This is a genomic window from Streptomyces sp. NPDC015125, from assembly GCF_043080045.1.
Lineage (GTDB): Bacteria > Actinomycetota > Actinomycetes > Streptomycetales > Streptomycetaceae > Streptomyces.
In genome coordinates this window covers 98570-119499 of sequence record NZ_JBIBVF010000029.1, presented here as the reverse complement: position 1 = coordinate 119499, position 20930 = coordinate 98570, and the positions used below count along the sequence as shown (strand labels likewise).

General features: G+C 73.9%; 16 protein-coding genes. 4 read left to right on the top strand and 12 right to left on the bottom strand.

All coding sequences use genetic code 11. The annotated features are described in order from the left end of the window. Positions 1–336: 336 nt before the first annotated feature. From ACF088_RS37720 to ACF088_RS37695, 6 genes are all read right to left on the bottom strand, one after another. On the bottom strand, positions 337–1296 hold the full coding sequence (locus ACF088_RS37720; RefSeq protein WP_392380476.1) for a cation diffusion facilitator family transporter: 960 nt from the start codon (positions 1294–1296) through the stop codon (positions 337–339). Positions 1297–1551: 255 nt separating this feature from the next. Next, positions 1552–2820, bottom strand: coding sequence for a mannose-6-phosphate isomerase, class I (manA, locus tag ACF088_RS37715; RefSeq protein WP_392380475.1), 1269 nt, complete (start codon positions 2818–2820; stop codon positions 1552–1554). Between the two features lie 79 nt (positions 2821–2899). Beyond that, entirely contained in the window at positions 2900–4036 is a 1137-nt protein-coding gene (locus tag ACF088_RS37710) for an SIS domain-containing protein (protein ID WP_392380474.1), read from the bottom strand. Positions 4037–4112: 76 nt separating this feature from the next. Then, a complete protein-coding gene (locus ACF088_RS37705; RefSeq protein ID WP_392380473.1) occupies positions 4113–4328 on the bottom strand; it encodes a Trm112 family protein in 216 nt (71 codons plus the stop codon). 176 nt (positions 4329–4504) lie between these two features. Next, the gene (locus ACF088_RS37700) at positions 4505–5863 is read right to left on the bottom strand and encodes a phosphomannomutase/phosphoglucomutase (protein WP_392380472.1); all 1359 of its coding nucleotides are present in this window, start codon (positions 5861–5863) and stop codon (positions 4505–4507) included. Positions 5864–6040: 177 nt separating this feature from the next. Beyond that, positions 6041–6487 carry a DUF3499 domain-containing protein gene (locus ACF088_RS37695; RefSeq protein WP_392380471.1) on the bottom strand — a complete coding sequence of 149 codons (447 nt, stop codon included), beginning with the start codon at positions 6485–6487 and terminating at the stop codon, positions 6041–6043. 259 nt (positions 6488–6746) lie between these two features. Between ACF088_RS37695 and ACF088_RS37690 the strand changes: the two genes are divergently transcribed. Beyond that, complete coding sequence (locus ACF088_RS37690) at positions 6747–7205, top strand: metallopeptidase family protein (protein WP_392380470.1); 459 nt, start codon at positions 6747–6749, stop codon at positions 7203–7205. 33 nt (positions 7206–7238) lie between these two features. On the opposite strand, the gene ACF088_RS37685 is transcribed toward ACF088_RS37690, so the two are convergent. The 3 genes from ACF088_RS37685 to ACF088_RS37675 form a co-directional block, all read right to left on the bottom strand. After that, complete coding sequence (locus ACF088_RS37685; RefSeq protein WP_392380469.1) at positions 7239–8834, bottom strand: DUF5719 family protein; 1596 nt, start codon at positions 8832–8834, stop codon at positions 7239–7241. Continuing rightward, on the bottom strand, positions 8831–12655 hold the full coding sequence (locus tag ACF088_RS37680; RefSeq protein ID WP_392380468.1) for a glycosyltransferase: 3825 nt from the start codon (positions 12653–12655) through the stop codon (positions 8831–8833). The genes ACF088_RS37685 and ACF088_RS37680 overlap by 4 nt, the downstream gene beginning before the upstream one ends. 326 nt (positions 12656–12981) lie before the next feature. Further along, positions 12982–13245 carry a WhiB family transcriptional regulator gene (locus ACF088_RS37675; protein ID WP_003983763.1) on the bottom strand — a complete coding sequence of 88 codons (264 nt, stop codon included), beginning with the start codon at positions 13243–13245 and terminating at the stop codon, positions 12982–12984. 704 nt (positions 13246–13949) lie between these two features. On the opposite strand from ACF088_RS37675, the gene ACF088_RS37670 reads away from it, so the two are divergent. Genes ACF088_RS37670 through ACF088_RS37660 form a run of 3 tightly spaced genes read left to right on the top strand, consistent with a single transcriptional unit; the run spans position 13950 to position 16816 of the window. Next, complete coding sequence (locus ACF088_RS37670; RefSeq protein ID WP_392380467.1) at positions 13950–14498, top strand: cysteine dioxygenase; 549 nt, start codon at positions 13950–13952, stop codon at positions 14496–14498. 33 nt (positions 14499–14531) lie between these two features. Continuing rightward, complete coding sequence (gene cofD / locus ACF088_RS37665; RefSeq protein ID WP_392380466.1) at positions 14532–15488, top strand: 2-phospho-L-lactate transferase; 957 nt, start codon at positions 14532–14534, stop codon at positions 15486–15488. After that, positions 15485–16816 (top strand): coenzyme F420-0:L-glutamate ligase, encoded by a 1332-nt coding sequence (locus tag ACF088_RS37660; protein WP_392380465.1) that lies wholly within the window; start codon positions 15485–15487, stop codon positions 16814–16816. Before cofD ends, ACF088_RS37660 begins: the two co-directional genes overlap by 4 nt. A 21-nt stretch (positions 16817–16837) precedes the next feature. On the opposite strand, the gene ACF088_RS37655 is transcribed toward ACF088_RS37660, so the two are convergent. From ACF088_RS37655 to ACF088_RS37645, 3 genes are all read right to left on the bottom strand, one after another. Continuing rightward, a complete protein-coding gene (locus ACF088_RS37655; RefSeq protein WP_392380464.1) occupies positions 16838–17743 on the bottom strand; it encodes a DNA-3-methyladenine glycosylase family protein in 906 nt (301 codons plus the stop codon). Positions 17744–17904: 161 nt separating this feature from the next. Next, positions 17905–18987 (bottom strand): sugar phosphate nucleotidyltransferase, encoded by a 1083-nt coding sequence (locus tag ACF088_RS37650; protein ID WP_392380463.1) that lies wholly within the window; start codon positions 18985–18987, stop codon positions 17905–17907. Between the two features lie 453 nt (positions 18988–19440). Beyond that, positions 19441–20820: a peptidoglycan recognition protein gene (locus ACF088_RS37645; RefSeq protein ID WP_392380462.1), complete on the bottom strand. Its 1380-nt coding sequence runs from the start codon at positions 20818–20820 to the stop codon at positions 19441–19443. Positions 20821–20930 lie beyond the last annotated feature (110 nt).

The window sequence follows — 20930 nt, the reverse complement described above, 5'->3', positions numbered from 1 at the left end:
AAGCCGTGACCGACGGACCATGCTCGTTAAGCCGTGACCCACGGACCATGGTCGTTAAGCCGCGGTCGTTAAGCCGTGACCCACGGACCCTGGTCATCAGGCCGCGGACCCACGGACCATGGTCATCAGGCCGCGGGCCGACGGACCAGGGTCGACAGGCCGCGGCCGGCGGGCGTATGCGACGGGCATGGGTGACGGTCGCGAGCGAAAGCGTGCGCGGCGGCCGTGATCGATAGGGCGGGCCCGTACGGCGAAGGCCCCCGCGCTCGTCAGGAGTGCGGGGGCCGCTCGGTCACGGGGCGGCGCCGGGCGCGCCGTCGGTGCCTGCCGTGGGGCTCAGGCCCCGCCCGGTGCCTTCGACGGGTCGGCGCCCGCGGCGGCCGTGGCCTCGTCGTAGATGTCCGGCTCCAGGTAGATGACCCGGGCGATCGGCACGGCCTCGCGGATGCGGGCCTCGGCGGCGTTGATGGCCTGGGCGATCTGGGTGGCGGTGTCGTCGTTCCTGACCGCGATCTTGGCGGCGACCAGCAGTTCCTCGGGGCCGAGGTGGAGCGTGCGCATGTGAATGACGCGGGTGACGACCTCACCGTCGACGACCGCGGCACGGATTTTGGCGATCTGCTCGGGGCCGGCCGCCTCGCCCAGCAGCAGCGACTTGGTCTCGGCGGCCAGGACCAGGGCGATCACCACCAGCAGCGCACCGATGCACATGGTGCCGATGCCGTCCCAGATGCCGTCGCCGGTGGCGACGGTGAGGCCGACGCCGCCCAGCGCGAGGACCAGACCGACCAGCGCGCCGAAGTCCTCCAGCAGCACGACCGGCAGCTCGGGTGCCTTGGCGCGGCGGACGAACTGGGTCCAGGTCTGCTTGCCGCGCAGCTCGTTGGACTCCTTGATCGCCGTACGGAAGGAGAAGCCCTCGGCGATGATCGCGAAGACCAGGACGCCGACCGGCCAGTACCAGTTGTCCAGTGCGTGCGGCTCGTGGATCTTCTCGTAGCCCTCGTAGAGCGCGAAGACGCCGCCGATGGTGAACAGGACGATGGAGACGAGGAAGCCGTAGATGTAGCGCTCGCGGCCGTAGCCGAAGGGGTGCTCCGCGGTTGCCGCGCGCTTGGCCTTCTTGCCGCCGAGCAGCAGCAGGCCCTGGTTGCCGGAGTCCGCCAGGGAGTGCACACCTTCGGCCAGCATCGAGGAGGAGCCGCTGAAGGCGAAGGCCACGAACTTCGCTGCGGCGATCGCCAGGTTGGCGCCCAGCGCCGCAACGATCGCCTTTGTCCCGCCTGATGCGCTCATAAGTGCCGCATGTCCCTTCCGTCGTCCGGCCTTTACCGCCGCTTTAATGCTGCGGCGGTCATTGTTGCAGCCCGGCAGCCGGCCGCCGTCAGGAGGCCACCTGGCGGACGGTTTCCGGGGCCCGGGGGACCGGTTCCGGCACCCGGGGGGCCGTTCCGATACCCGGGCGACCGTTCCGCACCCAGGGGATGGTTCCGGCTCCCGGCGACGGTTTCCGGCTCCCGGCGCTCGCCTCGCGGCCGTCCTGAAGACGTCCTAGGCCACGACCGTCGCGCGGAAGAGCGTGCCCTCCCCGGAGAGCGTGAGGCGCTCACCGGCCGGTACGAATGCGGACTCACCGGGCGACAAGGTCAATTCGCCCCCGACCCTGGCACCCGCACCGGCACCGGCAGCGGCACCCGCATCACCGGCACCGCCGTCGGCCTCGCCCCCGGCCCCGCCGTCCCGCAGCCGGACCGTCCCCGCCGTGCACAGCAGGATCTGCGGCGTACGGGAGACGAGCGGGCGCGGTGCGGCGCCGGGGGCCAGGGCGAAGCGGGAGAGCCGGAACTCGTCGATGGGGGTCTCGTAGATCTCCTCCCCGTCCACCGCTTCGGGACGCAGCACCCCCGCGTCGCCGGCCTCGAAGCGGACCACCCGCAGCAGTTCCGGTACGTCGACGTGCTTGGGGGTCAGACCGCAGCGCAGCACGTTGTCCGAGTTGGCCATCAGCTCGACGCCGAGGCCGCTCAGGTAGGCGTGCGGGATGCCGGCGCCGAGGAACAGCGCCTCGCCGGGCTGGAGTTGGACGTGGTTGAGCAGCATGGCGGCAAGCACTCCGGGGTCGCCCGGATAGTGGTGGGCGATGCCGGCGTAGGCGGCGTAGTCCTCGGCGTACGGGCCGCCCTTCTCCGCCAGTCCGTCGGCCGCGAGGGCCGCCCGCTCGACGGTGCCGGCGATCGCGTGGTGCCCGGCACTCAGTACGGCGGTGAACACCTCGCGCAGCGCGTCCTCCTCCGGGCTGGCGCGCAGGATGTCGACGTACGGCTTGAGGTCGTCGATGTCCAGGCCCGCGAGGAGGTCGGCGGCCTGCGCCGGGTGCCGGAAGCCGCACAGCCCGTCGAAGGGGGTGAGCGCGACGATCAGTTCGGGCTTGTGGTTGGCGTCCTTGTAGTTGCGGTGGCCGGCGTCGATCGGGACGCCGCGCCGCTCCTCGTCGGCGAAGCCCTCCCCGGCCTGCGCCGGATCGGGATGGACCTGGAGGGAGAGCGGAGAGCCGGCCGCGAGCAGTTTGAGCAGGAAGGGCAGCCGGGGACCGAAGGCGCGGACGGTGTCGGCGCCCAGTTCGGTTCCGGGGGCGGCGTCGATCACCTCGGCCAGGGAGACGGGGCCCGCGCCGCGGTCGATGCGGGAGGGGGCGCCGGGGTGGGCGCCCATCCACATTTCGGCCTGTGGTTCGCCGGTCGGTGCGGTGCCGAGGAGCTCCGGGAGGGCGGTGGTGGAACCCCAGGCGTAGGGGCGCACGGTATTGGCGAGGCGATCCATGGGACTACTGCTTCCTGAGGGGCGTACGTGGCTGCGCAGTGATGCGGCCGGCCTGCGGGTGCGGGCCGATCGTCAAAGATCACTCGGTGCCGGCGAGCGCCAGGTAAACGGCGCCGAAATCCACGATGGCGAGTAGTTCCGCCGCCTTCTCCAGATCGCTCCCGGCGTCCGGTTCCAGTTCGCTGACGGCGGTGTCGCGCTCCTCGGCGAGCGCCTGGGCGGCGCGGGTGGCGGACAGCGGGCCGGGCTCCTGCTCGCGCAGCAGCACGACTCTGGCATGCATCGCGGCGGGCTGCTCGACCCGGTCGCGGAAGAAGTCGTCCGGGTCGGCGCCGGCGGCCAGCGCACCGGCGAGCAGGGTGCGGTGGGTGGTGAGCGCTTCGGGCAGCTCGGCGGCGAGTGCGGGGCGGCCGGCGAGCCCGGCCAGCTCGGTGGCGAAGTGCCGGCCGACGGCGCCGGCGATGGTGCCTTCGGTCCAGATCAGCGGGAAGGAGTCGGCGAGTTCGGCGGCGAGGGTCTTGGCGGGGTTGGTGTAGGTCGGGATGGCCGGGCCGCAGCGTTCGGCGAGCTGGTCGAGGCGGTCGGCGAGCTTGCCCAGGTCCTCCGGCGGGGCGCTGAGCAGGCCGATCCGGTCGGCGAGTGCGAGCAGCGGGATGAGCACCGACCAGAGGGTGCCGGGGGCGGCGGGCGGGGCGCCCTCGACGTCGAATTCGGCGTCGTAGGGGGTGGTCGCCAGCGGCACGGCCAGGCCGCGGGCCTGGACGACGGCGTCGGCGAGCGGGCCGCCGGCCGGGGTGACGGCGACGACGGCGCAGCCGCGGCGGTAGGCCTGCTCGACCAGCTCGGCGAGGCCGGGGTCGGCGGCGTCCGGGCCGGGGAGCAGCAGCAGGTCCAGGGGCCCGGCCCAGCCGGGCAGGGTCCAGCGCAGCGCGCCCGGCAGCGGGGCGACTCCGGTGGGCGGGATCAGGGTGACCGGGCAGCTGCCGCCGCCGAGTGCCCTGAGCAGGTCGGCGACCCCGGCCGCGGCGGGGCCGGGCCCGGCGACGAGCACGGCGCGCGGCCGCCCGTCGGGGGTGAGGTCGGGGATGCCGGATTCGGTGGCGCTGCGGGCGGCGGTGCGGACCCTGGCGCCGGATTCGGCGACGCCGCGCAGCAGACCGTAGCGGTCGGCGCCCGCCAGTGCGTCAGGGGTGTCGAGGAGTGACTCGTCGAGCATGGTGGGCGCGGCCTCCGATCGCCGGTACGGGCGGGGGAACACGGGGCGGGGCCGGGGCGGGCCCGGCGGCGCCCGGTCAGGCGGGGCTGGGGGTGCCTCCCGTGCCCTCAGGGCCACGGGGGCGGGCCTCGTCGACGAGGAGTACGGGGATGCCGTCCCGGACGGGGTAGGCGAGGCCGCAGTCGCCGGAGGTGCACAGCAGCTCGGCGGGGTCGTCGGCCGTCCGGTCGTCGAGCGGGGCGTGGCACGCCGGGCAGGCGAGGATCTGGATCAAGCTGGCGTCGACCGGCATGGAGGGTGCTCCTTCGGGGCGGTTGCGGCGTGGCCAGCGTACCGCCGGGCGGGGGGCGGGGGCGTGCTCGGAGGGGTTTTGGGGTGGCGGGCGGCGAGGATGCCGCGCTCCCCCGCCACCACCCGGGGCCGGCACCGGTTGCCCGGGCGGCCCCGGGCGGCGCGGGGTGCGGGGGCTCAGGCGCGGATGATCGCCAGGGCCTCGTCGCGGACCCGGTCGGCGGTCGCGGTGTCGCGGGCCTCGACGTTCAGCCGGAGCAGCGGCTCGGTGTTGGAGGCGCGCACGTTGAACCACCAGTCGTCGGCGGTGACGGTCAGTCCGTCCAGCTCGTCGAGGGTGGCGTCCGGGCGCCCCTCGTAGGCCGCCTTGATCGCGGCGAGCCGGCCGGCCTGGTCGTCGACGGTGCTGTTGATCTCGCCGGAGGCCGCGTACCGGTCGTACTGCGCGACCAGCTGCGACAGCGGGCCCTGCTGGCCGCCGAGGGCCGCCAGGACGTGCATCGCGGCGAGCATGCCGGTGTCGGCGTTCCAGAAGTCGCGGAAGTAGTAGTGCGCGGAGTGCTCACCGCCGAAGATCGCGCCGGTCTTGGCCATTTCCTCCTTGATGAAGGAGTGCCCGACGCGGGTGCGGACCGGCTCGCCGCCGTTCTCCTTGACGACCTCCGGCACCGACCAGGAGGTGATCAGGTTGTGGATGACCGTGCCGCCGGGGTGCTTGGCCAGCTCGCGGGCGGCGACCAGGGCGGTGATCGCGGACGGCGAGATCGGGTCGCCGTTCTCGTCGACGACGAAGCAGCGGTCGGCGTCGCCGTCGAAGGCGAGGCCGAGGTTGGCGCCGGTCTCGCGCACCCGTGCCTGGAGGTCGACGATGTTCTTGGGATCCAGCGGGTTGGCCTCGTGGTTCGGGAACGAGCCGTCCAACTCGAAGTACATCGCGTCCAGTTCGAGCGGCAGGCCCTCGAAGACGGTCGGGACGGTGTGCCCGCCCATGCCGTTGCCCGCGTCCACCACGACCTTCAGCGGGCGGATGCCGCTCAGGTCCACCAGGCCGCGCAGGTGGGCGGCGTAGTCGCCCAGGACGTCTCGCTGTGTGACGGTGCCCGGTTCGGCGGCCGGCTCCGGGGCGCCCTCGTCCGACCACCGCTCGACCAGTGCGCGGATCTCGGCGAGACCGGTGTCCTGGCCGACCGGTGCCGCGCCCGCCCGGCACATCTTGATGCCGTTGTAGCGGGCGGGGTTGTGCGAGGCGGTGAACATGGCGCCGGGCAGGCCCAGTGCGCCGCTGGCGAAGTACAGCTCGTCGGTCGAGCACAGACCGATCTCCGTGACGTCCGCGCCGCGGGCCGCCGCACCGCGGGCGAAGGCGCCGGACAGGCCGGGCGAGGAGGGCCGCATGTCGTGTCCGGTCACGATCGCGTCCGCGCCGGTGATCTCTGCGAAGGCCGCTCCGAACAGCTCGGCCAGCGTCTCGTCCCACTGGGTGGGGACGACGCCGCGTACGTCATACGCCTTCACGATCTGCGACAGATCAGTCACAGCCAGCCCTCCTGGAGAGTCTCTACGGACTTCCAACCTACCCGGGCAGACCGGCATGTGGGCCGTGCATCCCCGCCATTGCCGGGTGCGGCGCCGCTGCCGGTCGTCTCCGCCGCACGGGACGGGCGGCGGGCCGTCCCGACGTGGCCGCGAGCGGGCCGAAAAGGGCGGCCCCGCTCAGGAATCCGGCGAGCGCAGCACCCGGAGATGGCCGCGGCGGGCGACTTCCATGGGGTGGGTGTCGCGGGCGCCCGGGGCGGGGGCGCCGCCGGCGCCGGCCGCGCGCTCCTGGGGGCGGGCCGCCTCGCGTACGGCGTTCGCGAGGGCTTCGAGGTCGTCGCCGCTGGGGCGGGGCGGGCCCGAGTCGAGGGCGAGGCGGACAACTTCCCAGCCGCGGGGCGCGGTCAGCCGCTCGGAGTGCTCGGCGCACAGGTCGTAGCAGTGCGGTTCGGCGTAGGTGGCGAGCGGTCCGAGCACGGCGGTCGAATCCGCATAGACGTACGTCAGCGTTGCGACGGCGGGGCGGCCGCACGCAGTGCGCGAACAGCGACGTACAGGGCTCACGACGTTGGACGGTACCGCACTCTTGAGCGGGCCGCGACGACTCTCCCCCGGCTCACCCAACCGTGTCGTCCCGCTTCGTCCGATGCGTCTGACCTGCACCCGCTCGACCTGACCTGGGCCGGGCACGCCGGGGCGGACGCCGCGCGGCAAGGAATCCCGTCACGACTCGATACATTTCCTGCCATTCCGGGGTCGGTCTGCGCTCTCATGCGGGGAGGCAAACGAACGTGAGGCGAACAGCTCCGGTCAGCCGACGACATGCCACGTCTTGCCGCGCTCCCCGGTGTGAGGCGGTGCCAGACGGCTACGCTCGATGCTGATGGACAGTCCTGTACCTCCCCGACCGGCACAGCCGCGGCTCCGCCGCCGCGACCGCCACGGCCGCGGCATGCGCGGCCCGATCGCGCCGCCCCAGGTGCCGCTGTCGGTGACCCGCGCCGACGCGTTCGTGGATCTTGTCTATGACTCCCGGGACCGGCTGGAGCGGCGCTGGCCGCAGCTCTCCCAGGTCGACTTCCTCGTCCTGGAGGTGCCCGGCTTCGGGCCCGACGACGGGCCGGAGGCGGCCGCCGACGAGGAGACCGTGCCGCTGGGGCGGGTGGCGCCGGCCGCGGGCGGATATCGCGACCGGATCGTGATCTACCGCAGGCCGGTGGAGATCCGGACGAAGAGCCGTGACGAGCGGGCGCTGCTGGTCCATGAGGTGGTGGTCGAGCAGGTCGCCGAACTGCTGGGGCTGGCGCCGGAGTCGGTGGACCCGCGCTACGGCCAGGACTGAGGCCGTCGCGCGGGTCCGCGGGAGCGGGTGCGGTCAGTCGGTGAGGACCGACAGATCCTGGCCCGCCGTCGGGACGAGGACCGAGCCCCGGTCGTCGGGCATCGGCTGGACGGTGAAGGCGAGCACCCCGCCCTGGGGCCGGGCGAGCATGCGGGACGCGTAGACGGGGCCGCTGCCGGACTCCGGCTCCACCGTCAGGGCGTAGCTCCCCTTCAGGCCCGTCGGGCGGGGCGGGGCGACATCGAGGCTGGTGCCGCCCTTGACCGTGTACGTCTTGGTGACCGGGGTCCCGCCGCCGCTGCCGGCCGACGCGGTGACCTTCACCTTGGCGTCCTTGCCCTTCTCGGGCGCGACCAGCGAGAGAGTGGCGTCCTTGCCGCGGTTGTCGACGGCGGTGGCGCGCTTCTCGACCGGCCGGGTCGCCGGGATGAATGCCATCTCCTGCTTGGCGCCCTTGCCGCGGGTCACCCGCAGCGCGGCCGCGACCGGGACCTTGGAACCGCTGTCGGAGGGCGTGAGCACCAGCGAGCCGGCTTCGCCCTTGGTCAGGTCCTTGAGGTCCACCGCCGTGGTCATCCCGCTCTTGAGGTGCAGGGTCTCCACTCCGGCGGGGGTGATCATTCCGGTCGGGGTGGCCAGTTGCACCTTCAGGTCGGCGTCGGACTCACCGGGGGCGAGGGCGACCAGCCGGACGGAGGTGGCGTCCTTGGGGACCCCGGGCAGCACCACGCTCGGCGACGGGTCGGCGGCGGCCGGCAGCCAGTCGCTGCCGAGCTTGCCGTCGCTCGCCTGGACGGCGGCGCCGACCCGGCCCTCGCGGGCGACGACGTGCAGGGTCGCATTGGTGGTGGGGGTGTTGGTCAGGGTGGAGAGCAGGACGGGGACCGTGGTGTGCGGCGGGACGGAGATGTCCTCGCCGGCCGAGCCCGCCAACGCCCCGTCCTTGCCGCGCAGTTCGAGGTCGACGACGGCCGGGGCCGAGTCGGGGTTGGTGAGGTGGACGTAGTCCTGGCGGTCGGTGGCGGTGCTGACGCCGGGGAACCAGAACGTGGTGTCGGGGGTGGTGCAGCCCAGGCCCAGGAGGCCGCGGCCGGCGCCCGCCGCGACCGAGGTGGTCTGCTGGACCGTCCAGCCGGGGGCGAGGGGGCCGTCCGCCGTCCCCACGAGCGCGGGGGCGTCGGGGCGGTCGGTGGTCGTGGTGACCGGCCGGCCGGCCTGCTGGAGGGGCACGACGGGCTTGGTGTCGCGGGGCGGGACGGCCTGCCCGGCGGCGGAGTCCGCGGCGCCGCCCTTGCCCCCCTTGCCGTTCTTCCCGCCCTTGCCCTTGTCCTTGCCGTCGCCCGTGCCGCCGGTGTCCTTGACGGTCCCGGCGGGCAGCAGTTGGGCGGTGCCCTTCTTGCCGTCCGCGCCGGGGGCGGCTCCCTTGGGCGCGAAGGCGGTGTAGGCGGTCTCGCCGACCTCGGAGGAGGTCGGGGCCGGGCACAGCAGCGCGGAGCGCTGGACGGGCAGCCGGGTGCCGCCGCGGGGTGCGTCACCGGCGCCGTCGCCCGGTCCGGTGACGGCGGCGACGCCGGTGACGGCGGCCAGCGCCACGGTCACGCCGATCAGGGACATCATGGTGCGCTTCACTGCTGGTCGCTCCCGTCACGGCGCGGCTCGGGGTAGGAGCCGGAGTACCCCGGGTACTCGGTGCCGTCGTCGTAGGGCTGCTGGTGCTGCGGCCCGCCGTCGCCGTACTGCTGCTGCCCGTACCCGTACGGGTCGTAGGCGCCCGCCTGGTAGGGGTCCGCGGCGTACGGGCCGGCGGCTTGGTAGGGGCCGCCCGGCGGGTAGGGCGGCTGACCGTACTGCCCGGCCTGGTAGGGGTCGGCGGGGACGTAGGGCTGCTGCTCGCCGGGGTGGCCCGGCACACCGGGTTCGCCCTGCTGGGCGGCCTGCCAGGCGTCGTACGACTGCTGCTGCGGCACCGCCCCGTACGGGTCGGCGTCTCCCATGGACCCGGCGGCCCCGGGCACGCCCTCCGCGTCCGGGGCGGGGACCCCCGCGGCCATCGGGTCGGCGGCCGGATCGAGCGGCTGCTCTGCCGCCCGGGCCCCGGGGATGCCGGGACCGGCCGCCTCGGGGGTAGCGGCGGCCTCGGCCTCGGCCTGGGCCCGCAGGCGCCGGGCCCGGCGGCCGTCACCGGTCGCCGCGGCGGCCCGGTCGGCGGCCGTGTCCTCGGGCAGGTCGTCGTCGATCTCCCGGCGGCGGCCCGGCAGCGCCAGGACCACCAGGACGACGGCGAGCAGGCCCTGCGCCCACAGCCAGAGAGTGTGGCCGAGCGGGTTCTCGTGGGTGAGGTCGAGGGTGCCGCCGCCCGCGGGGAGCGCGAAGCCCTGGGCCCAGCCGTCGACGGTCTGCGGCTTGAGCGGGGTGCCGTTGAGCGTGGCCTGCCAGCCCTCGTCGGCGGCGTCCGCGAGACGCAGCACCCGGCCGTCGGCACCGCCGGGCACCTTGGTGTGCGCCTCGACGGGACCGGACGGTACGGCGAGGGGCGCCGCGGCCTCACCGGCGTTGGTGCCGTCCTTGGCCTCGCCCGCGACGATCGAGAGCCGCGAGACCCGGCGGTCGACGCGCCACAGGGCGCTGCCGTCGTCCTGGCTGAGCCGGGTCAGCCCCGGGGTGGAGTCCAGCACCCGGCCCATCTCGCGCGGCGCCCCGTCCCTGACCAGGACGTAGCGGACCGCATAGCCGCCGAGCTGGTTGCTCTGGTCGGCGCCGGAACCGGCCACGAGGTGGGCGACGATGCCGCCGAGCCGCTTGTCCTCGCCCGCTGCGGCGGCCAGATCGGCGTCACCGAGCGCGGCTCCGGAGCCGCGGACGAGGGAGTAGTCGACATGGCCCGGCGTGCCGTCGAGGACCAGGGTGCGGGCCCGGTCGGAGGTGCCGGCCTCCTCGGCGACGAAGGCCGGGACCTGCTCCGGGTTGCGCCGCTCCAGCGGACCGGCGGCACCGGTGATCATCCAGCTGACCGCGGCGTAGAGCGGGGCGAGCACCGACGCCAGCGCGATCAGCACGGCGACCGGCTGCTTCCAGCCGAAGCCGAGGTTGGCCATCCGGGTGCGGATGCCCTCGGCGCCGATCGCGGCGGCGCACAGCAGGGCCAGGCCGTAGACGAGCATCGCGGGCCCGGTCCAGCCGGAGCCGTTGCCCAGCGCCGCGAACAGCAGTCCGGTCAGGGCCACCGTCCAGGCGACGCGGATCGCGCGCTGCCGGTCGCCGCGCAGCGTCGCGGCGAGCGCGGCCAGCACGATGCCGAAGAGCAGCACCCCGCCGACGGCCTTGGGGCCGCCGGGGCTGAGCCCGATGAGGTCGGGCACGGAGGCGGAGCCTGCGCCGTAGCCGAGCCCGGCCTCCTGGAAGAAGCGGGACGGCCGGGACAGCAGCGACAGGGACCAGGGGGCGAGCACGACGAGCGGCGCGAGGACCACGACCAGGAAACGCAGCCCGTGGGTGCCCAGCTGGTCGCGGTGGCCACCGAGGAAGCGCAGCACCAGCAGCCCGATGCCGAGCAGCACCGCGATCGGCCAGACGACCGGGGTGAAGGCCATGGTGAAGGTGATCAGCAGCGCATACGCCCAGGTGGCGCGCCAGCTGGGCCGGGTGCCCGCGGGCAGCCGCAGCCCGCCGGCCGCGACGGCGGCGCGCGCCATCAGCGGCAGCAGGATGGCGAGCACCGCGGTGCCCAGCCGGCCGCCGGCCAGCGCACCGGCGGCCGCGGGCAGGAAGGCGTACGCGATGCTCGCCCAGGCCCGCAGCAGCCGGGAGGCGACCAGCGGGCGGGAGGCGAAGTAGGCGGTGAGGCCGGCCAGCGGGACGGAGCAGACCAGCAGCAGGGTGACGGCGAAGCCGGTGCTGCCGAGGAAGATGCTCGACACCAGGGCGACGACGGCAAGGTAGGGCGGCGCGGAGGCGCTGCCGCCGACCCCGACCGCATGCCAGCTGTCGAGGTACGCCGACCACAGATCGGACACGCTGCCGGGCGCGGGCAGCATCGCACCGCCGGTCAGCGCGCCGGAGCCGAGCAGGCCGCGGCAGGCGATCAGCGAGACCAGCAGCAGGACGAGGAAGAGCACCGGTGCGGGCTTGCGGGCGATCCGCTTGAGCCGGGCGAACTGCTCGACCTCCAGGAAGTCGGCGTCGTCGCCGCCGGGCCCGGACTCGACCGCGCCGTGCCGGCCGGCCGAGGCCACATCCGGTGCGGCCCGCCCGGCGAGGTTGCCGGCGACCTGTTCGACGGTGGCCCGCACGGTCGCGCCGGGTGGCGGGAAGAGCGGCCGCAGTTCGCCGGTGTCGACCGCGGGGCGGCCCCTCTTCTTCCGTGCGGCGAGGATCTTGCCGGGCCGCAGCAGGGTGCCGAAGAGTCCGGCGAGTTCGTCGAGCGCCTGGCCCGGGACCTTGCCGACGAGGTAGGCGATGACCCGCAGGAAGGTGCCGATCAGCAGCCGCAGCAGGACGTACGGGAGGATCGCGCCGCGGGTGTTGGTGAGCAGGGTGTAGACGGCGCCGGCCTTGTCGACGCGGTGCGGGTTGGCGACGCTCCGGCCGACGCAGTCGATGGGGCGGCGCTCGCGGGCGGCGGCCTCGGCGTGCCGCAGGATCGCGTCCGGTGCGACCAGGACCTGGTGTCCTGCGGCCTGGGCGCGCCAGCACAGGTCGACGTCGTCGCGCATCAGGGGCAGCCGGCGGTCGAAGCCGCCCAACTCCTCGTAGACGTCACGGCGGATGAGCATGCCGGCGGTGGAGACGGACAGCACGGGGCGTACCTGGTCGTGCTGTCCCTGGTCCTGTTCGCGGCGGTCCAGGCCGGTCCAACGGCGACCGCTGCGGGCGATGCTGACGCCCGCTTCGAGCAGCTGCCGGCGGTCGTACCAGCTGCGCAGCTTGGGGCCGACGATCACGGTGGAGGGGCTGGCGTCGGCGACCCGCAGCAGCTCGGCGAGCGCGTCCGGCTCGGGCGCGCAGTCGTCGTGCAGCAGCCACAGCCACTGGACCGGTTCGCCGTGCGGCAGCTCCGGCATGTCGTACGCCTCGTCGCGCCAGGTGCGGCTGACCGGGTCCCAGCCGCTGGGGCGACGCAGATACGGCAGGTCGTCGGGGGTGAGTTCGGGGGCCGTACGGACGGCTTCGTCGACGGCGGTGCCGAATCCGGAGCGGCGGGCGAGGTGCAGCACCCGCTGGTCCCCGATGGCTTCGGCGAGCAGCTGGGCGGAGTGGTCCGCGCTGCCCGTGTCGGCGCCGATGACGTTCTGCACCGGGCGTTCCTGGCCGAGCAGGCCGGTGAGCGCGTCGGGCAGCCAGCGGGCACCGTCATGGGAGACGATCACGGCGGTGACGACGTGCCTCGGAAACTCTGGGGTGGCGGCTGCATATGAGGCGGCCTGGGCCGCCGGCTGGCTGTGCACGGACATCGAGGTACGGGCCCTCCGGACCCGGGAGTTCGAAGGCCCGCGGCGAAGTCCCGCTGGGCCCCGCCCCCGGAAGACACTGCGACGGACTACGAGGCGACGCGCGCGCCCGGCAGGGCGGCGGCGCATCTCGGACGGGGCCCCACACTAATGGTTCGCGCCGGTGCCCCGACCGGGCCCGTACGAAGCAGCACACAGCAGTCCGCCTCCGGCGCACGAGTCGCTGGAGGCGGAGTGTTCGCTATAGGGGGATATGGGGAGTTGAGGTGGTGCGGCGGCGTGGCCCGTGAGGCCGCGCCCGGTCGGTCCGGCCGGCTGCGCTGTCATCGTCAGACGGCGGCCTTCTTCAGCCGGCGCCGCTCGCGCTCGGACAGGCCGCCCCAAATGCCGAAGCGCTCGTCATTGGCGAGCGCGTACTCCAGGCATTCGGACCGTACTTCGCAGGCGAGACAGACCTTCTTGGCCTCGCGGGTGGAGCCACCCTTCTCCGGGAAGAAGGACTCGGGGTCGGTCTGGGCGCACAGTGCGCGCTCCTGCCAGCCGAGCTCCTCATCCGCCTCCTCGACCAGCAATTCCTGGAACAGCTCGGTCATGTGCGCCCCTCGTCTGTCTTTACGTCCCCGTGATCAAGCCGTGATCGATTTCGGCTGAACGACACGAGTGAAATTACAAGTGTGGTGATCCGGGCCAGTCAAGCCGAGATCTGCTATTGGGCCTCTTATTCACTCGGCGGAACCAAGCGTATGCGGAAAGTGTTCAAATCAGTAAAAACCAGGACACTTCCCCGGGCGTGCCACCCGGCACATCCTCAGTTGCTCACCAAGACGCGATCAGGCGGCATTCACGTTGCACCCCGCGCGCCGAAGCGGGGGAGATCACAGACGGATCACGGGGCCGCAACGGCGTTTGAAGGTGCGGTTGCCGGTCGATGTCTCCGTGCCAACGACTGCACAAACCTTTCTCCGGGCGGAGTAACCGGATGAGGTGAAAGATTTACGGCAAACCAGTCATCAAGTTGACATCGCCGAGTGAACCCGGTCTCCTGGACCGCATGCCAGTGACTCCCGCGCTCCGACTGACCCGTGCCTACGGGTCGCTCTGCGCTGCGCAGGCTCGCTGTCGCTGTTCCAGCTGTCGAAGCCACTGAGCTCCAGCTTTTTCGCTCGCACCACCCCCGCAGCACCCCTGCTCCGCGTCACCGCGCCGCGCCCCCCACCGGGAGAGCCCGCGCCGTGCCGCAGCCCTCCCCCGGCCACGGCCGGGGCCCCAGCACCTTGGCCGAGGAACCCGAAACCCCATGAACAGCGACGTCCAGATCGCCGGCGACCCGCTCGCCATCCCCCACCTGCTGCCGCCCGTTCCCTCGCACCCGACCACCGTCGCCGGCTTCGCGGGGCTGGCCCGCTCGATCGCCGCCGACCGCGCCGCCTGGGCGCCGCTCGTCCGCTACGACACCGCCACCCGCTGGTACCACCGGCTGCGCACCGTTCCCCCAGCTCTCGGCTCCGCTCGAACAGGGGAGACCCCAATCGGCTACGAGGTGTGGCTGCTGAGCTGGGTGCCGGGCCAGGGCAGCGGCCGGCACGACCACGGGGCGTCCTCCGGGGTGCTGACCGTCCTGGAAGGCGAGTTGACCGAGCACACCAAGGCGGGGCCCCGTACCCTCGCGGCCGGCACCCAGCGGGTGTTCGCCCCGGGCTACGTCCACGAGGTCGTCAATGACGCCCTGACCCCCGCGGTCAGCCTGCACGTCTACTTCCCGGGCCTGACCGATATGCCGATGCACCCCGGTCAGGCCACGGCCTCGGGAGGCGCGGCCGCCCCGTCCGAGGTACTGGCCCCCTGACACCCACCCGCCGGCCCCTGCCATGCTGGGGCCATGCGAATCGTGGTTCTGGCCGGCGGTATCGGCGGCGCCCGCTTTCTGCGGGGACTGAAGGCAGCGGCTCCGGACGCGGACCTCACCGTCATCGGCAACACCGGCGACGACATCCATCTGTTCGGGCTCAAGGTGTGCCCCGACCTCGACACCGTGATGTACACGCTCGGCGGCGGCATCAACGAGGAGCAGGGCTGGGGCCGCACCGGCGAAACCTTCCGGGTGAAGGAGGAGTTGGCCGCCTACGGCGTCGGCCCCGAGTGGTTCGGGCTCGGTGACCGGGACTTCGCCACCCATATCGTGCGGACCCAGATGCTGGGCGCCGGATATCCGCTCAGCGCCGTCACCGAGGCGCTGTGCGCACGCTGGAAGCCCGGCGTACGGCTGCTGCCGATGTCCGACGACCGGGTCGAGACCCATGTCGCGATCGACGAAGACGGCGAGCGCAAGGCGGTCCACTTCCAAGAGTACTGGGTGCGGCTGCGCGCCTCGGTGCCGGCGCATGCCGTGGTGCCGGTCGGCGCGGACCAGGCCAAGCCCGCACCGGGCGTGCTGGAGGCCATCGCCGAGGCGGATGTGGTGCTGTTCCCGCCGTCCAACCCGGTGGTCAGCATCGGGACGATCCTGGCGGTGCCGGGCATCCGGGAGGCCATCGCGGACGCCGGGGTGCCGGTGATCGGTCTCTCGCCGATCGTGGGCGACGCCCCCGTGCGCGGGATGGCCGACAAGGTGCTGGCGGCGGTGGGCGTGGAGTCGACCGCCGCGGCCGTCGCCCGCCACTACGGCTCCGGGCTGCTGGACGGCTGGCTGGTGGACTCCGTGGACGCGGACGCCGTGGACGAGGTCGAGGCGGCCGGGATCCGCTGCCGGGCCGTGCCGCTGATGATGACCGACCTGGACGCCACGGCCGCGATGGTGCGCGAGGCGCTGGCCATGGCCGAGGAGGTCCGGGCGTGAACGGCCCCGACGGGGTGCCCGGGTACCGGGTGTGGGCGCTGCCGGGGGTGCCCGAGGTGCGGCCCGGCGATGACCTCGTCAAGCTGATCGCCGCGGCGGCGACCGCCGGTGGCCTGCCGCAGCTCGCCGACGGCGACGTACTGCTGGTGACCTCGAAGATCGTCAGCAAGGCCGAGGGCCGGGTGGTCGAGGCCACCGACCGCGAGGCGGCGATCGACCGGGAGACGGTGCGGGTGGTGGCCCGGCGCGGCACCCTGCGGATCGTGCAGAACCGGCAGGGCCTGGTGATGGCCGCGGCCGGTGTGGACGCCTCCAACACCCCCTCGGGAACGGTGCTGTTGCTGCCGGAGGATCCGGACGCCTCGGCACGCGCCCTGCGGGCGGGCCTGCGCAGCGAACTCGGCGTCGATGTCGGCGTCGTCATCAGCGACACCTTCGGGCGGCCGTGGCGCAACGGCCTCACCGATGTCGCCATCGGGGCCGCCGGGGTGCGGGTGCTGGACGATCTGCGCGGTGGCACCGATGCGTACGGCAATCCGCTCAGCGCGACGGTGGTGGCCACCGCCGACGAACTGGCCGCCGCGGGCGACCTGGTGAAGGGCAAGGCCGCCGGGCTGCCGGTCGCGGTGGTGCGCGGACTCCCCCATGTCGTCGAGGAGGCGGGCGACGGCGCCGGGGCACGCGCCATGGTGCGCGGCGCCGAGGACGACATGTTCCGGCTGGGCACCTCGGAGGCCGTACGCGAAGCGGTGACGGCGCGGCGTACGGTCCGCGCCTTTCGCGACGAGCCGGTCGATCCGGGGGCGGTCCGGCGCGCGGTGGCGGCGGCGCTCACCGCCCCGGCGCCGCATCACACCACGCCGTGGCGGTTCGTCCTCCTGGAGTCGCCACAGGTGCGGGTGCGGCTGCTGGACGCGATGCGGGACGCCTGGATCGCGGATCTGCGCGGCGACGGCACGTCGGAGGAGTCCATCGCCCGGCGGGTGCGGCGGGGCGATGTGCTGCGCAGCGCGCCGTATCTGGCGGTGCCGTGCATGGTGACGGACGGCTCGCACAGCTACCCCGACGCGCGGCGGAGCGCTGCGGAGCGCGAGATGTTCGTCGTGGCCCATGGCGCGGGCATCCAGAACTTCCTGGTCGCGCTGGCGGGCGAACGGCTGGGCTCCGCCTGGATCTCGTCGACGATGTTCTGCCGGGATGTGGTCCGCGAGGTGCTCGGACTCCCCGGGAACTGGGAGCCGATGGGGGCGGTGGCCATCGGACATCCGGCGGCGGCACCGGCGCCCCGTCCGGCGCGGACCGCCGACGAGTTCTTGATCGTGCGCTGACACTGCGCGCTCGCCCCGGAGTCAGAGCCGGGCGATGTCCCCTACGGGGAAGCGTGGGGCGCGGCGCGGCGGGACGCGGCCGGACAGCAGGATCAGCCGGGCCGCGCGGTGCCGCTGGCCCTCGTAGGGGGCGAGGAGTTCGAGCATCTCCTCGTCGGTGGTGCCGCGGCGGCCGGTGAGGGCATAGCCGATGATCTTCGGCAGGTGCAGGTCGCCGAGCGTGATCGCGTCCGGTGCGCCGAGGGTGCGCTGGAGGGTCTCGGCGGCGGTCCAGGGGCCGATGCCCGGCAGGGCCGTCAGCCGCCGGGTGGCGTCCGCGAGCTCCATCCGCGCGGCCTCCTCCATCCGGCGGGCGGCCCGCACCGCGCGCAGGATCGTGGCCGAGCGCTTGGCGTCGACGCCCGCGCGGTGCCACTCCCAGGAGGGGATCAGCGCCCAGCCGCGCGGGTCCGGCATCACCCGCATCCGGTCCCAGGGGCCGGGGGCGGGCTCGCCGTGCCGCTGCAGCAGGAGCCGCCAGGCGCGGTAGGCCTCGTCGCTGGTGACCTTCTGCTCCAGGATCGAGGGGATCAGCGACTCCAGGACCAGCCCGGTCCTCGCGAGCCGGAGGCCGGGGTGGCGGCGGCGGGCCTCATGGACGAGGCGGTGCCGGGCGGTGAGTTCCGCCGGATCGTCGGACGCCCCCAGCAGGTCGGGCAGCTGGTCCAGCAGCCAGTCGGCCCCCGGGCCCCATGCCTCGGCCTCGACATCGCCGGCGGACGGGCGGGCCGCGAGCCGCAGCGTGCCGGGGCCCTGTGGCGTACGGCAGGCGCGCCACAGCTCGCCGCCGCGCACCGCGAACGCGGGGTCGCCGGGACCGCGCTGCAGCACACCCAGCGTGCGGTGCAGGTCGAACGGGCCGGGCGGGAGCCAGGTACGGGCGGGCATGCGGCCAGGCTAGGCGATACGGCCGGGGCGGTGCCGGGGCCTGTGGACAACGCCGGGCCGGGCCCCGGTGAGCGGTCCACCGGCCTGCCGTCCTGCTGCCCTGCCGTCCTGCTGCCCTGCCGTCCTGCCGTCCTGCCGTCCCACCGGCTACCGGTTACCGGTTACTGGTCGGAGGAGAAGCGCACCGATGCGGCCGGGATGTCGGCGTCGCACCAGATGCGGATGCCGTCGCGCAGCTCGTTGTCGGCGCCGATCCGCGCGCCGTCGCCGATGACCGCACCGTCCAGGACCGTACGGGCCCCGATCCGCGCGCCCGCCCCGATCAGCGAGTCACGGATCTGGGCGCCCTCCTCGATGACCGCGCCGTCGAGGACGGCGCTGCCGTCGATCCGGGCGCCCGAGCCGATGACGGTGCGGGCGCCGACGACGGTGCCGCCGGTGAGTTTGGCGTCCGGGGCGACCTCGGCGGTCTCCAGGACCAGGCGGTCGCCGCGGCGGCCGGGCACCGCCGGGGACGGGGCGCGGCCCAGGACCAGGTCGGCGGAGCCGCGGACGAAGGCCTGCGGGGTGCCGAGGTCGAGCCAGTATGTGGAGTCGACCATGCCCTGGAGGTGGGCGCCCTCGGCGAGCAGGCCGGGGAAGGTCTCACGTTCGACGGAGACCGGGCGTCCTGCCGGGATGGTGTCGATGACCGACCGGTTGAAGACATAGGCGCCGGCGTTGATCTGGTCGGTGACGATCTCTTCGGGGGTCTGCGGCTTCTCCAGGAAGGCGGTGACCCGGCCGGTGTCGTCGGTGGGCACCAGGCCGAAGGCGCGCGGGTCCTCGACCCGGGTGAGGTGCAGCGAGACATCGGCGCCGGAGGTGCGGTGGGTGCCGACGAGGGCCGCGATGTCCAGGCCGGTGAGGATGTCGCCGTTGAAGATCAGTACCGGGTCGTCGGGGGCGGAGTGCAGCCGCTCGGCGACATTGCGGATGGCGCCGCCGGTGCCCAGCGGCTCGTGCTCGGTGACGTACTCCAGGTGCAGGCCCAGCGCCGACCCGTCGCCGAAGTACGGCTCGAAGACCTCGGCGAGGTAGGAGGTGGCGAGGACGATGTGCTCGACGCCGGCGGCCCGGGCGCGGGCCAGCTGATGGGTGAGGAACGGCACGCCGGCCGCCGGGACCATGGGCTTGGGCGTATGCACCGTCAGCGGCCGCAGCCGCGTGCCCTTGCCGCCGACCAGGAGGATCGCTTCAGTCACTGTGTCCTCTGTTCGCTTCTCCGCCCGTGCAGCGCAGCGGTGCGGCTCTCGTCGTCGACCGCAGCCCGGCGGCTGCACGTGCGACGCTCACGGTGTCCTCTGTTCGCTTCTCCGCCCGTGCAGCGCAGCGGTGCGGCTCTCGTCGTCGACCGCAGCCCGGCGGCTGCACGTGCGACGCTCACGGTGGCTTCTCTGCTTCCTGCTGGGGTCGGCCGATGGGCGGACCAGTGTAGGCAGACGGGCGTCCGGGCGCCCCGGCGGTGGGGGGTGGCCCGGTGCTGTTCAGGCCACGGGGCGGCACGGGGCCGGGGCGCGGACGCCGTGGTCGTGAGGACGCGTCAACGGCAGGAAGGGTTCAGTGGTTCCTGCACCATGCACCATGGCACCGTGCCGAACGGCACCGTGCACCGTGCCGAACGCCCGCAAACCCCTGCACGACCACCCCGCGGCGGGTCAGCGGCCCTGGAGCCCGGCCGCGGCGACTCGGGCGGCACCGAGCTTGCTGTAGAGGTGCAGGCCCGGGCACTCGGTGGTGAAGCCGTCGCGGTGGCCGGAAATGACGTGCAGCGGGACCTTGGAGCCCTTGGGGAAGCGGTTGCCACCGGCGGACAGCAGCTTCGTCATTTTGCGCGGATCGACGCCGTAGAGGCCGAGCTTCCAGGCCGTCAGCCGGGCGATGGCATCGACGGCGGGCCGGGGCGGCTCGGTGTCGGTGAAGGTGCCGAGGACCGCGATGCCGGTGCTGTCGGCGTTGAAGCCGAGGGTGTGGGCGCCCATGACGGGCTTGGCGACGCCGCCCGCCCGGCCCTCGTAGACCGTGCCGCACTTGTCGATGAGGAAGTTGTAGCCGATGTCCCGCCAGTGGTTGCTCATGACGTGGAAGCGGTACATGGCGCGGATCAGCGCGGGGGCCTCGTCGCAGCTGTAGTCGTTGCCGGAGCCGCTGTGGTGGACGAAGGCGGCGCGGACGGTGTCGGTATAGGTGAAGGCCTTCTCCCGCAGGTCCTCGTCGGCGCCCCAGCCTGCCCGGGTGACGATCCGGGGGCGCGCTCCGACGAAGGCGCGGGCCGGGGACACCGGGGACAGCAGGCCCGCCGCGGCGATATCGGCCAGGGAGGCGACCTGGTCGAGGGCCGGGATCTCGGCGGCGCCGAGCGGGGCGAGCAGGGCGTTGGCGGCGGAGGCCGTGGCCGCCCCGGTGCCGACCGGGGCCGGCGGGTCGGCATGCGCCCCGCGGAGGCCGCGCGGGGTCCTGCCGGGGTCGACGAGTTCCAGCCGCAGCCCGGCCGGGACGGTGGCCGGTGCGCGGTTGCTGGTCTCGGGGGTGATCCGCAGTTGGACGGCGTCGGAGTCGCCGACCCACAGCGGAGAGGTGCTGCCCCTGACGTCGCTGCCGTGCCGTTCGGCGGAGCCGAGGTCGGGGGCGTCGTCGTTGTGGACCTGGACGTCCTGCCAGTCGGACCACCGGGTGGTGCCGGTGGCGCGGGTGCGGACCTGGACCCGGCCGTGCAGTTCGGCGGCGGCGTCGTCCCAGACCACCCCGAGGAGGGAGAACGGCCGCACGGTGCGGGCCGGCACGCCGAGCGTCCTGGGCGCGGGCACCGTGGCGGAGTCACGGTCGGTGGCGTCGGGGGCGGCTGCGCCGGGCGTCGGCACCGGCAGGGACTGGGTGCTGCCGGGCAGCTCGGGGGTGCTCGTGGCGCGCGGCACTGCGGCCGGGGCGGGGACGGCATGCGCACCGGCCGCCGGCGCGAGGGACAGGGCGAGGGCGGCGGTGCACACGGCGCCGAGGCAGGTCACGAGGAAGGGGCGCATGAATAAAATCCTGGACATGTCCGGACCGAACGCGCCAATGGTGACCTGACGGGGCATCGGCCGATCCGGTGGCCGGTACGGCTGCGCCCGCCCCGCCGCCGGCCGCCGCCGCGCGTACCCTGGCCGCG

Bases quoted from the DNA above. Each gene is read 5' to 3' on its own strand.
- ACF088_RS37690 (WP_392380470.1), top strand. From the start codon at position 6,747: ATGGACAGTCCTGTACCTCCCCGACCGGCACAGCCGCGGCTCCGCCGC.
- ACF088_RS37670 (WP_392380467.1), top strand. From the start codon at position 13,950: ATGAACAGCGACGTCCAGATCGCCGGCGACCCGCTCGCCATCCCCCAC.
- ACF088_RS37655 (WP_392380464.1), bottom strand. From the start codon at position 17,743: ATGCCCGCCCGTACCTGGCTCCCGCCCGGCCCGTTCGACCTGCACCGC.
- ACF088_RS37680 (WP_392380468.1), bottom strand. From the start codon at position 12,655: ATGTCCGTGCACAGCCAGCCGGCGGCCCAGGCCGCCTCATATGCAGCC.
- cofD (WP_392380466.1), top strand. From the start codon at position 14,532: ATGCGAATCGTGGTTCTGGCCGGCGGTATCGGCGGCGCCCGCTTTCTG.
- ACF088_RS37675 (WP_003983763.1), bottom strand. From the start codon at position 13,245: ATGACCGAGCTGTTCCAGGAATTGCTGGTCGAGGAGGCGGATGAGGAG.
- manA (WP_392380475.1), bottom strand. From the start codon at position 2,820: ATGGATCGCCTCGCCAATACCGTGCGCCCCTACGCCTGGGGTTCCACC.
- ACF088_RS37645 (WP_392380462.1), bottom strand. From the start codon at position 20,820: ATGTCCAGGATTTTATTCATGCGCCCCTTCCTCGTGACCTGCCTCGGC.
- ACF088_RS37710 (WP_392380474.1), bottom strand. From the start codon at position 4,036: ATGCTCGACGAGTCACTCCTCGACACCCCTGACGCACTGGCGGGCGCC.
- ACF088_RS37720 (WP_392380476.1), bottom strand. From the start codon at position 1,296: ATGAGCGCATCAGGCGGGACAAAGGCGATCGTTGCGGCGCTGGGCGCC.
- ACF088_RS37705 (WP_392380473.1), bottom strand. From the start codon at position 4,328: ATGCCGGTCGACGCCAGCTTGATCCAGATCCTCGCCTGCCCGGCGTGC.